The 13,684-nt window shown below is 27.3% G+C and carries 8 protein-coding genes; 4 read left to right on the forward strand and 4 right to left on the reverse strand.

The genetic code is table 11. The features are described 5' to 3' along the window. Positions 1–143: 143 nt before the first annotated feature. Entirely contained in the window at positions 144–395 is a 252-nt protein-coding gene (locus tag NG918_RS01115; RefSeq protein ID WP_252211711.1) for a hypothetical protein, read from the reverse strand. 1,084 nt (positions 396–1,479) lie between these two features. Between NG918_RS01115 and NG918_RS01120 the strand changes: the two genes are divergently transcribed. From NG918_RS01120 to hepT, 3 genes are all read left to right on the forward strand, one after another. Next, complete coding sequence (locus NG918_RS01120) at positions 1,480–3,810, forward strand: cell wall-binding repeat-containing protein (protein WP_252224073.1); 2,331 nt, start codon at positions 1,480–1,482, stop codon at positions 3,808–3,810. Between the two features lie 566 nt (positions 3,811–4,376). Beyond that, positions 4,377–6,221: a PspC-like choline-binding domain-containing protein gene (locus NG918_RS01125; protein WP_252224075.1), complete on the forward strand. Its 1,845-nt coding sequence runs from the start codon at positions 4,377–4,379 to the stop codon at positions 6,219–6,221. A gap of 203 nt (positions 6,222–6,424) precedes the next feature. Beyond that, entirely contained in the window at positions 6,425–6,832 is a 408-nt protein-coding gene (gene hepT / locus NG918_RS01130; protein ID WP_252224077.1) for a type VII toxin-antitoxin system HepT family RNase toxin, read from the forward strand. A 127-nt stretch (positions 6,833–6,959) separates the two neighbouring features. Here the strand turns inward: hepT and NG918_RS01135 are convergent, their stop codons facing one another. The 3 genes from NG918_RS01135 to NG918_RS01145 form a co-directional block, all read right to left on the reverse strand. Next, entirely contained in the window at positions 6,960–8,792 is a 1,833-nt protein-coding gene (locus tag NG918_RS01135; RefSeq protein ID WP_252224079.1) for an O-antigen ligase family protein, read from the reverse strand. A 549-nt stretch (positions 8,793–9,341) separates the two neighbouring features. After that, the gene (locus NG918_RS01140) at positions 9,342–10,496 is read right to left on the reverse strand and encodes a glycosyltransferase (RefSeq protein WP_252224081.1); all 1,155 of its coding nucleotides are present in this window, start codon (positions 10,494–10,496) and stop codon (positions 9,342–9,344) included. Further along, positions 10,496–11,947, reverse strand: coding sequence for an undecaprenyl-phosphate glucose phosphotransferase (locus NG918_RS01145; protein WP_252224083.1), 1,452 nt, complete (start codon positions 11,945–11,947; stop codon positions 10,496–10,498). Before NG918_RS01145 ends, NG918_RS01140 begins: the two co-directional genes overlap by 1 nt. 272 nt (positions 11,948–12,219) lie before the next feature. Here NG918_RS01145 and NG918_RS01150 point away from each other — a divergent pair, with 272 nt between their 5' ends. Next, positions 12,220–13,677 carry an ABC transporter permease gene (locus NG918_RS01150; RefSeq protein ID WP_252224085.1) on the forward strand — a complete coding sequence of 486 codons (1,458 nt, stop codon included), beginning with the start codon at positions 12,220–12,222 and terminating at the stop codon, positions 13,675–13,677. Positions 13,678–13,684: the final 7 nt, after the last annotated feature.

A 13,684-nucleotide genomic window follows, 5' to 3' on the forward strand; every position in this document is an offset into this window, starting at 1 on the left:
CCAATTACAATGCCACTTTTTTAAAAAAATATATCAACATATACAAAGTATAAATAGTGAATTTTAAATTGAACATGAAAAAACAGAGTACTTAATGATGTATGTCATTAAGTACTCTGTTTTCTTTTCTCGGGAGTTTAAAATTATTTGTTACAATGTTTAAAATAATTTTTTTCAGGATCAGTGCTATTTAAGTCGGAATTTTCACTAGACGTCATATCTTGAGTATAATCAAATTCCATGGAAGCGATGTTATTTACAACAATATCATCCACGGCTGGATTAGGTAAACTAATGGCAACTGATCCGTCTTCAGAAACACTTTCTATTTTGCTTTGTGTTGGATAATAATCTGTTCTTACCTTAGGTAGATAAGGCGATTTTTCATTATTCATAGAATATCACTTCCTTAATATTTTAAAAAAAGTAATATATTAAAATAATATATTAAAGAAATTAAAATAAGTTAAAAATAATGTTTATTTGGAGGTATTAATATTTACAGTAATATTATTTGAATAAACTCAAATTTAATACTAGGTTAAATTTGTAAAAATTAAAATATCGCATATATTTATATATGCATAAGTAAAATGGACTGAGTAATTAAACTTAGGAATTCTAAAATAAGTATAGTCTCATTTTAGCTTGTTTTAATATGAAATTGATTCAGTAATAAAAATCAATAGAAAATATTAATGTTTCTTGAGTTTTTTCTTAAGAAAACCTTAATAGAAGAAAAAATATAGAAATAGGTCCCAAAATATAAAATCAAATTTGTAATGTGTAGTGTAAATAAAAACAATTTATTTATTTTTCTTATCTTAAATCTTATCTTAAAGTCATTTAAATTATAATCCTTTTAGGGTTATTGACTGATTAATAAATCTGCTTAGAGTTATTAAGTAATTAGTAATTCTATTTAGAGTTGTCGACAAAAAAATCAAAAGTAATTTTTAGGTACCAAAAAGAAAAATTTGCTTATAATAGTTAACATGATGGTAAATTAAGCTATATCCTACAATAATTAAAGAAAAAGCCATTATAATTAAACTTTATAAAAGTGCTATTTTAAAAAATTTTAGATATTACAGTGTAAAACTAGTAGATAGGACTCTAAAAGGTAAATAAGAGATTGCCACTACGCTTATTATACTAAGATATCAATATTTAATTAAAATAGAGTTAAAAAATAAAAGTACTATAAAGCAAATATAATAAGAAATAACAGAATATAAAGAATTAAGCTTTAATATAAAAAAATAAAAATTTAAGGCTTTAAGATAATACACAAAGATAAAGAATAATAGGAATTTTGATAAGAAGAAAAATTAATAAAAAGAATTTGATAAGAAGATATATATAAGAAGAATTAATAAAAAGAGATTAATAAAAAGATAAATTTAAATGTAAATCGTACAAGAATAATATTTAAATTTTAAGTTGTAAACACGCACATCGAAAGGGGAAAGAATATATATGATAAAAAGAGCGAACAAAATAACATCATTATTACTAGTAGCGGCGGCGGTGACTTCATTAGTTCCGTCAACAGGTGTACATGCTGCAGATTATAAAAGAATAGAGTCAAAGGATGGTACAGTTTATAGTGCTCAAGCATATAAAGATGGAAACTTTGTTATAGATGGTGATGTGAAAAATGGAGATACTGAAGCAATCTATTTTTTAAGTAATGGTAAATACACAGAATTAGATGAGGTAGATACTGGTTCTGAATTTAACGGAGTATTTAATGAAAAATATCTTGATCTTGATAATGGAGATTACTTTGTTGATTTAACAAATGGTAAAGTATATGATGATGATTTAAGAGATGAAGGGGAAGATGATGCATCAATTGCGTTAAAAAAGAAAATAAAGAATAAAGCAGATGATAGATATTCAGATCATGATGAGTCAAAGAATGATTTAAAAGAACTTAATGGTTCAAAATATGGAGACGCATGGTTTGAAACTCATTACACTGCAGATGATAAAAAGACTAATGGTGGAGATGGAAATACAGCAAAAGAATTAACAGTATATACAGATATTAAGGGAAATTATATTGATGCTGATTATAATCTAGGAAAAGTTAGAGTAACAGCTAATGGCAAGAGTGTTAGTATAGATAACACTGATAAAGAATTTGAAGTTGCTGGAGCCAAAAGGGCATTAAAAGCTGAAGTGTCAAATCAAGATGTTATAGCACAAGATTCTAATAATATATATAGAAGAGCTACTGTAACAATTAATATTAATTCTTCATTTGTTACTGAAGGTACTACAGATACTGCAACAATAGCTGATGTAAAAGCAGCAATAAACAGTATTGACGGTGTTGATGTAAATGGTAGCGTTAAAAAAGCTATAAAAGATGAAGTTGAAAAAGCAGCTGGTCTAGAAGGGGCAACTATTGAAACTGTTAAAACAACAGCTTCAGCAGTAAGTCTTGTAAAAGGAGAAGCTGATAAATTAACAGTAGATTCAGTAACAACACTTGATGGAATAAAGAATGCTAAAACACCATCAGCAACAGGAATTATAAAAGCAGTTCAAGATGCAATAATTAATGCAGCAGAAAAAGCATTTGGAGAAGCAACAGGAGATGAAGCTACAAAAAATGCAAAAGCAATAGAAGCAGCAAAAGCAGCAAAGGTAGAAGCAATAGCAGATGCAACTTTAATTGAAAAAGCAGCAAATGGAGCAAAGGGTGATGGCACTTCTGATATTTTAATAGAACAAATAAATGGAATCAAAATAAATGATCATAGTGATGTATTTAAAAGAGGTGCAAATGGATCAGTAAGTTTTGAAACAATACAAAAAATATCTAAATCTCAAGCTTCTAAGGATATAGATGGAGCTCACTATTCAAAGAATGTAACTACCTATGTTATATCTGATAAAGATGGTGATAAAGAAGATTTATTAGGTGGAAAATTCACAGCAGTAGGTGGAAAACTTGTTGAATACAAAATAGATGGAGATAATATAAATGCTAAAACTATCGAATTAAAATCAAGATCTGGACATTACTATACTGATATGTCTAAAGAAGAAGATCAAGATTTAGATAATGAAGAAGCATATGATATAGATGTTAATGGTAACATATGGGCTTTAGATGGAGGATTTATCTATAAATTTGATAATGATGAAGATTGGGACAAGGTTTATAAAGTAGACGGTTCTATGGAAAAATTATCAGTTTATGATAAAGACAATATGGTTGCTTGGAATGAAGATTATGAAGTATATTCAATCATAGGTGAGAAAAAATCATCAGGAAATGATGGCGATGATAATAATGAAGTTAAAAAAGGTTGGGACAAAGATAATTACGGAAACTGGATATTCTTTGATAATGAAGGAAATCAAGTTAAGTATCAATGGGTTAATGTAAATGGAACTTATTATTATCTTGATGAATATGGAATAATGCAATCAAACAGATGGGTAAATCCTTTTGGAAATTGGTACTATTTAAATGCAGATGGATCAATGGCTCATTCAGGCTGGTTAAATGATAGAGGAACTTGGTACTATCTAAATGATAATGGAAACATGTTAACAGGATGGCAATATGTAAATGGAACTTGGTACTTTATGGAACCATCAGGAGCTATGAAGACAGGATGGATAAACGATAGAGGAACTTGGTACTATTTAAACGGTAATGGTTCAATGAAAACTGGTTGGCTTAATGATAAAGGAACATGGTACTATTTAGATGGTTCAGGTAGAATGCTTTCTAATACAAGTGTAAATGGATATACATTAGGAGCAAATGGATCTTGGATTAGATAATAGGTATAAATCATATATCTTAGCAATGTATGATATATGCATAAATAAATTGAACTGAGTAATTGAACTTAGGAATACTAAAATGATTAAAATCTACGCTTAAAATAAAATTGGTATTGTGTTAAATTACAACTTTCCCTCGTAATTAAATATCAATATAAATTAATATAATCAATATACAGGCTATCTCAAATTAGATATTTATATCTATGAGATAGCCTTTAATTATATTAAATATAAATTTATATACAAAAATTGAATAAAATTAAATTACTTCTATTTACTTGGTATTTTTCAATATAAATACCAAGTATTTTTATTACAATTTATGAAAGTATTTTTAATATATCTAAATTTTATGAGAAAAAAATATAAAAAAATTAAAAAAATCTTAGAAATATTACAAAAAAGTATAAAGAACTACAAAAAAAGTACCGAAATATAAAAAAGTGGAGGTATTATATTACGAAAAGAAAAAAGTGAATAATATTCCACAAAAACTAAAGAAGAAATTTTAGAAAAACTAAAGAAAAAGAAATTTAAGTGGAAAACTAGGAGGAAAAAATATGTTTAATAGAGCAAACAAAGCAACAGCTTTATTAGTAGCTGCTGCAGCTGTAGTATCATTAGTTCCAGCTACTGGAGTTAATGCTGCTGATTATAAGAGAATAGAATCTAAAGATGGTACTGTATATAATGCGGTAGCATACAAGGACGGAAACTTCTACATTGATGGAGAATTAGAAGATAAAGATGAAGCTGCTTACTATTTATCAGCTGGAAAATACACTGAATTAGAAGATGTTGATTCAAATTCAGATGTAGAAACTTATGGAGAAAAGTACACTGTTGTTGATGGAAATTATTTCGTTGATTTAGAAAACGGAAAAGTAACTGATGATGACATCAAAGAAGAAAATAAAGACGATGCAGAAATTGCATTAAGAAAGAAAGTAAAAGATAAAGCAGATGACAGATACAGCAATCATGATGCAACTGTAACTTTATCATCAATAGCTGGAAACAAATTCGGAGAAGTTTGGTACCAAACTACTTACACTGCTGATGGAACTACAAACGGAGCTGCAAATGGTGCGTTAAATGTATATACTGATGCAAAAGGTAACTACATTGATGCTGATTACAACTTAGGAAAAATCAGAGTAACACCAACTACTGGTTCTTCAGTTAATGTTGAAAATACAGACAAAGAATATGATTTTGGTAAAGCAAATGAAGATGCTTCAGTAAGTAAAGATGACTTAAGTGCAAGCGTTACAGCTGAAAAGATAATAGGACAAGATTCTAATAACATTTATAGAGTTGCAACTATTACTCTTAAAGCTAAGACTAATTTAATAACAGAAGTTAATGGAATGAGCATATATAAAGCTACAAGTTCTACTGATGCTACTAATGCTGTAACTGCATTCACAAGAGCTGATGGAACTGCTATAACAGATGCTAATGGAGTAGCAGATGTTAAATTTGAAGTAATTCAAAAGATATCTAAAGCTCAAGCTTCAGGAGATATCGATGGAGCTAAATATGCTAAAACTGTAGCTAACTACGTACTTTCTAATGATAAGGGAGTTAAAGAAGCATTAGCTGAAACAACTTTCTCAGTTGTTGACGGAAAAGTTGTTGCTTACAACTTTGATAAAGATGCTGAAACAGTAGACGTTAAAACTGTTGAATTAAAAACAAGCAAAGGATTCTACTACACAGATATAACAAAAGCTGATCAAGAAGAAAATGTTGTAGCTTTTGATAAAGATGTAGACGGAAATCTTTGGATGATAGAAGGTGGATTTGTTTACAAATTCGATAATGATGAAGATTGGAACAAAGTTTACAAAGTAGACGGATCAATGGATGAATTATCAGTTTATAACAAAGACAACATGGTTGTTTGGAATGAAAAAGATGAAGTTTACTCAGTAATTGGAGCTAAAGACGATTCAGTAGAACCTGAAAAGCCAGAAGTAACAACTGGATGGGTTAAAAACTCAGATGGAACTTGGACATTCGTTAAAGAAGATGGAACTAAAGCAACTGGTTGGTTAAACAACAACGGAGCTTGGTACTTCTCAAATGCAGCTGGAATCATGCAAACTGGTTGGATCAACGATAACGGAACTTGGTACTACACTAATGCTTCAGGAGCTATGTTAACTGGATGGCAAAACGTTAATGGTACTTGGTACTTTATGCAAGGATCAGGAGCAATGAAAACTGGTTGGATTAATGACAACGGAACTTGGTACTACACTAACGCTTCAGGTGCTATGCAAACTGGATGGTTAAATGACAATGGTACTTGGTACTACTTAGATGGTTCAGGAAAAATGCTTTCAAACACAACTGTTAATGGTTATGTTTTAGGAGCTAACGGAGCTTGGATCAGATAATTTAAATTAAGCTTTTTATCATATTTAAATTTTATATATTAGGTACTCCCCATGTGGGAGTACCTTTTTTGTCCAAGCTGGTGACTGTCACCAGCTTGTTCTATCTCATAAGCTTTCAACCAAAGGAATTATCATATATAATCATGATATGGATATGATAAGTAATATTTGATAAATAATATTAAAGAAAAGGAGAATTAAATTTGATAAATTGTATTATTTTAAATAGAAGTGAAAAAATTGATAGAGCATTAAATAGAATACATGAAGTCTATGATAATGATCCTAGTAATTTAGATGATTATACTAAACAAGACTCCATAATTTTAAATATACAAAGAGCTTGTGAAGCTACAATTGATTTAGCAATGCACATTGTATCTGAAAAACATTTAGGTATTCCACAAAATAGTAGAGATGCTTTTGAGGTACTTAATGCAAACAAAATGTTAGATGATGAATTAACTAAAAAGATGAAATCAATGGTGGGATTTAGAAACATAGCTGTACATGATTATAAAGCTGTGAGAATGAAAATTGTTCAAGCTATAATAGAAAATCATTTAGAAGACTTTAAAGAATATGTTTATTATATAAATAAATTAATATAGGTAAAGTAATGTTTAAAAGTGAAGAGTAAAAATCCAGAGAATTGAATTGCCACCTGTCAAGTAGATAGGGCAAATAATAACTCTGGATTTTTTGTTTTAAGTATATTTCAAAATTATATAAATCTATTTAGTTTTCTTTTTTGTTTAAGTAATTTAATGAAACCCCAACTCCTAGTATTATCCAAAACATAGGTGCTACACTGACTACTGAATCATTAAACATCCCTGCAAAAAGGTATCCTACAATTCCAAGGCAAGTTACTCCACCTAGTATTTGAGATTCACTGTATTCTTTCTTTAATGCATATAATTTAATACTATCTACAACATAGATTATCATTATACCTAAGAATGCAATTAAAGCTATTAAACCGTTGTTTATTGCAATTTGTAAATATAAATTATGTGGCTTATCTACAATCATATTAGGAGTACCATAAGCGTAGTATTTACCCATTAAATCATTTTGTGGGAATACATAAGCAAATGTGTCTGGTCCAGTACCTAATAATAAAGTTTCTTTAACTAAAGGAATTGACCTTGACCAGATATATCCTCTTGCAGAACCTAATTTTTCTTTTCCTTTAAATCCAAAAGTATTAGGATAGTCTACATCTATAAATCTCATTCCGTTTGAATCTCTTAGATGAATGCTGTTGTCTTCTTTTAATTTAAACATAAATGTTGGATTATCATTAACTTGTAACATGAATAAATCTGCTTTACTAGAAGATTTACTTGATTTACCAAATCTAAATGAAATATTACTAAAGTTTTCATTAGCAGTTTTATAAACTCCATCTACAATATCAAATTTAATAGATTCATTATTAGAATTTTTAAATATATAATTTCCATCTTCATAAGATATTTTTAAAACATCATTTGGGACAGTTATTTCTACACTTTTATCAACATGTTTTATATCACTTATAGGAGTATTTGTCCTATAATCTACATTACTTGTGTTATCAAAAACACTAAATATATCAGAAACTAGGGAAGGAACTCTTTCAAAAAGTTGACCTTTAGTAGCAACGTTACCTCCAACAGCTAAAACAGCAATGCAAGCTAAAGTTATCACAAGAGGCTTCCAGCTTTTAAATATGACTTTTCCAAAGATAATAAGTCCTAATACAATAGCTACAGATATACCAATTATACCAGCACGAGATGTACTACCAAATAATAACCATACAGAAAGTAATGAGAATACTCCTAAGACAATCTTATTAATTACTTTCTTTTCAAATATAGTTAAAGAAAATAATATTGGTAATACAAGGCCGACAAAGCTACCAACATAATTGTAATGATAAAAAGTACCATAAAGTTTTCCTTTTTCATATAATAAGCCTAAGCCTTTTTCACCAATGTTGTATTTACTAGGAACAACTAATGCAATACCTAATTTACTATTAATTAAATCATGACCTATGTATTGAAAAATTCCTAAAAATGAATTAATTAAAACTACAATTAATATAGGTATTATCATGTACTTATAACAATGTGTACTCTTAAATGCATAAATGGAATAAACAAAAATAATCATGTAACATGCAATAGTAATAAATCCTTCAGCTCTATCATAAAATCCAAAGAAAGAAACTTGTTTATACGATGAAAACATCGCTGAAAGGAAAGTACAAATTAAAAACACACCAGTACAAATTAAAATTGCAGTAGTAGTTTTATCTCTTTTTTCAAATAATTTTTTAAATAAACATAAAGCAAATATAAAAAGTATTACAGAAAAAATAGCTAACCAAAGAGACTTATTTTGTGAAAAGAAATCGGCTTGATTTTCAACTGCATATAAATTTATACCGGCATCATCAAGATCAACCATCTTTAATCTCACAATAAGAGGTATTATAGTTAATATAAATGTAATAGGTAAGAAAAATCCAATGGACTTTTTCTTTAAATTGTCTTCAATTCTTTCAAGAAGATACATATTTAACACTCCTAAAATATTATTTTTATTATCTTTTTAATTAGGCTATGTTTTAAAATAGTGTTGATATTATAGTATAAAGCTCATGGACAGAGGAATTTACTTTAAGAACTCTAAAACAAAGCTTAGTCCAATTAATGCATGCTCCCAATCAAAGATTGCGGACAAGCAATTAATTGTACAAATCTTCATTAAGAGTTCTAAAAAGTAAATTCCAATGCCAGTTCGCTCTTATACTATAATATCAACATCCACTTAAAACATAGCCTTTAATTAAAGCATATATTTTAACAAGGTGATATATATATATAAGTAAAATGGATGGAGCAATTTAACTATTCTCAAACTCCAATTATAATGCCACTTTACCTATTACATATATCAATATAGATTTACAATATAAATTAATTTTAAAAATCTTTGTTAGATTAAGTTATATTATATCATTGTAAAGATATGTGGTGCAAGAAATGAGAAAATATGTAGTAAGATAATAAAAATAAGCATGTCCTGCACAATTAAGTTAGTTGTGTAGAACATGCTTTAAATTTATATATTTATGTTATTGTGATTTATACTACTATACTCATCAGAGATTATATCAACTGTATGATCCAAAACGCTTTGTAGAGCATATTTTTTTGAAGTTTCAGAACTGCAAATTCTCATTTCATATTGTAATTCTTTATTACAATATATTTTTTTTATATAGTTACAAAATTCATCTGCATTATTATATTCAAATAAATATCCATTTTTATTTTTTTTAACTAAGTCACTATGTCCTTTGATATTTGAAGCAACTACAGGTAAACCAGTAGACATTGCCTCAACTATATTAAAAGGAAGCCCCTCTATTCTACTTGAAGAGACACATACATCAGATAATTGATAGTACATGCAAGTCTTTTTTGTATATCCAGTAAATATTATATTATCGCTAATTCCCAATTCATCTGAGTAACTTTTAATATAATCAAACATTTTTCCATCACCAAGTAGCAATAATTTAACATCAGAAAATCCTTCATCAATTAATTTCTTCAATGAATTGATGAAAAAAATCTGATTTTTACGTTTTGAAAATTCAGCTACATATATTAAGATAAAGTCTTTATCAGAAAAGTTATTTTCTTTTCTTAGTAAAAGTTTTTTATCTTTATTTATTAATGGAAAATTCTCTAAAGTAATGCCCATACCATTAATTAAATGAAGATTATTTTTAAATAAATTATATTTTTTTGCTATATTGTAATCTGTTGAATTCATAACAATGATAGTATCAGTAACACACTTTACAAATTTTTCAGCTAAAATCATAATACTTTTTTTTATGAACTTAGTATTATCATCAAATAAATACCCGTGTACAGTATTTATAGTTAACTCTGGCTTTTTAAATAACATCATTATAGACAATCTGGTGAAAAAAGCAGCTAAAGTAGTATGCAAATAAATTATATTGTAATTTTCCTTTTTAATAAGTTTTCTTATTTTTATAGAATTATGAAAATTTTTAATTGAAAACATATTTTTTTCAAATTTAATTGGTATTATTTTATCAACATATGGAATATCAGTTTTATTATTTATTTTTCCAATAATGTGAACTGAAAAACCCTTTTCTTTAAATTCTTTTAAATAAGGAATATGAAAATTTTCTATATGAGATAAAGTTGATGCTACAAAAAGTATTTTTTTCATTATTGTACTCCGTTATCTTTAATTTTATTACATTTTACACTTTCAACATTTTCTATTATTGATTTATTTTGTATTACTAGCTTTTCATTATTTTTGAAGCCTTTAAATGCTGTTTTAAATAGAATTGATATATCTAATAGCATGTCCCAATTTTCAATATAGTGTATATCATATTCAATTCTCTTTTTGATTGAAGTATCTCCTCTAAATCCATTTATTTGAGCTAGTCCAGTTATTCCTGGTTTTACTTGATGTTTTACCATATAAAGTGGAATTTCATTTTTAAATTCATCAACAAAATGAGATAACTCAGGTCTAGGCCCTACTAAACTCATATCACCTTTTAATACATTAAAAAATTGAGGTAATTCATCTATAGAGAATTTACGAATAAAAGATCCGAATTTAGTTTTTCTAGGGTCAGAATTTGTACTCCAACCAGTTTGTTCCTCAGAATTAACTTTCATAGATCTAAATTTATACATTGTAAATAGCTTCTTATTTAAACCTACACGGTTTTGTTTAAAGATAACAGGACCTTTTGAAGTACATTTAATGATTAGAGCAGTAATAAGCATAATTGGACTTGTTAATATAATCAAAACCAGTGATCCAAGTATATCTATTGTCCTCTTTATAAAAGCATTGCCTAAATTATCTAAAGGTATCCTTCTAATATTAATAAGAGGTATGTCCCCAATTTGATCAATATATGGTTGGCTTGGAATATACTTATAGCAAAAGGGTATTATAGAAATTTTTGTACCGCTTTTTTCACAATCTGAAACTACATTTTCTAGATATTTTGAATTAGATATATCAAGAGCACAGACAACTTCGTCAGGCTTATATTTATTTAAAACCTCATACAAATCATCGTAATTTCCAAGTTTTTCACCTTTGAAATCTGAATTATTTGCAACATATCCAGAATAATTATAACCATAGCTCTTATTGGCTTTAATAACTTCTAAATATTCATTTGCTACTTCGCCACCGCCAGCAATTATTACATGTTTTAGATTTAAACCTTTGGAACGGAATTTTGATAAAGTTTTTCTTAAAGCAAATCTTTTAGATATAATTAAAGCAATATTTACAAAATAAAAAATAACAATAACCCACCTAGATATATCTACTAACCTAAAAATGAATAACAAAGATAATAAAATAGCTGTTAGGATTGTATTTGATTTAATTATTTGAGTACATTCTTTCATAAAAGTTGTTGTTCTAAATGAATGATATAAATTAAAAAAATTAAAGACAATAAGATTTATAGGGATTATAAGAACTGAAAATTGAATATATGTAATTAATTTAATGTATTCTGTATCTGCTGAAAATATATAAAAACGAATTAAATATGCAAAAGTCATGGATATAAATAAAATTATAATATCTGAAATAGCATTGAATTTATTTAGTAGATTTTGATTTTCTTTTATCATTTATACTCATCCTTTATATTATAATTATAAATTAAAGTGCAATTTCTTTAATTGTCCAGAATATATTGTCCTAAAAGGATTTAATTGCATTATATATGAAAAATGATGATTTTATTTTAGTTGTATAATAGCATTTTTTATGAAAATTTTCAATAAGTGTCTGATCAAGCTAAAACAAGTTTATTTATGAATATGGGTATGATATAATTAAAAAAGGTTATTTATGCCGTAAAACCAATATAAATTATTATATTTTATGATGGAGTAATGAAATGAAAACTATAAAAAAGAATGTACAAGAATTCAAACTAATAAAGAAAATTACTATAATAACATTTGTTTGTTATTTTTTGCTTGCAGGATTATTTTATTATTTAGCAGGTGAAGAATTACATTTAAGACAATCAAAAGGGAATATTCACTTACTAACTGCTACATCAGGAGCAGTAGAACTAATTAAAGATAATAGTGTGGAACAAGAGTTTGTATCTAAAATTCAAATTTTACAAGGTGTATCTGTTCAGATGGGAACGTATATGCGAAAAAATACTGGTACTGTAAATTTTGAATTGGTTGATGCAGAAACAGGGGCTATTCTATTGGATAAATCTATAGATGTAGGAAATATCAGCGAGGGTGAAATAATAGATTTACCAATTGGAACAGACATAGAGGGTACATATGGTCATAAATTGAAATTAAGTATTTATTCAAAAGATTGTGTTAATGGTAATGCAGTGTCTCCACTTATAAACTCTGTTGAAAAAAAATCTGATTCACAATTATATTTTAATAAACAACCTGTTAATGGAACTTTATGTTTTACTTCATATGGTAAAGATCATGTCTGGACAGGTATGTATTATAAACAGATTGTTATGTCTGGTGCATGTGTATTAGCGTGTATAATTTTGATAATTACTATGAAAATAAAAACTAACAGAAGAAGCTATATATTAAATTTATTTGATGCTATGAATAAATATAAATTTTTAATACAACAATTAGTTTCTAGAGATTTTAAGACTAAATATAAGCGTTCAATATTAGGCATTTTTTGGAGCTTTTTAAATCCTCTTTTTATGTTGGCAGTACAATATTTTGTATTTTCGACTATATTTAAATCTGATATTCCCTATTATCATATTTATTTATTAATAGGTATAGTTATGTTCAATTATTTTTCAGAGGCATGCGGAATATCTTTAGCTTCTATTATAAGTAACACAGGTTTGATTACCAAAGTATATATACCAAAGTATATATACCCTTTGTCAAAAATATTATCATCTACAGTGAATTTAGTTATTTCATTATTACCGCTGATTGGAGCAATGGTTATAAGTGGAGTTCCATTTTCTAAATCATTCTTTTTAGTACCTTTTGCTTTAATGTGTCTGGTGATTTTTTGCTTTGGATTAGGAATGCTTTTATCAGCATCAATGGTATATTTTAGAGATACTCAATTTTTGTGGGGAATTGCAAGCATGTTATGGATGTATGCCACACCAATATTTTATCCTGAAAGTATATTGCCTAACCAATTTAAATTTGTACTAGATTATAACCCGATATATTATTTGATTAAATTTGTACGTACTTGCATTTTAGAAGGTATATCACCTGAACCATTTCTTTATATACAATGTTTTCTATTTTCATTTGGAATGTTAATAGTTGGTGCTGTGATATTTAAAAGATCTCAGGATAAGTTTGTTTTAAATTTGTAAGGAGGCA

Source organism: Clostridium sp. ZBS2 (assembly GCF_023845855.1).
Taxonomy (GTDB): Bacteria; Bacillota; Clostridia; order Clostridiales; family Clostridiaceae; genus Clostridium; species Clostridium aquiflavi.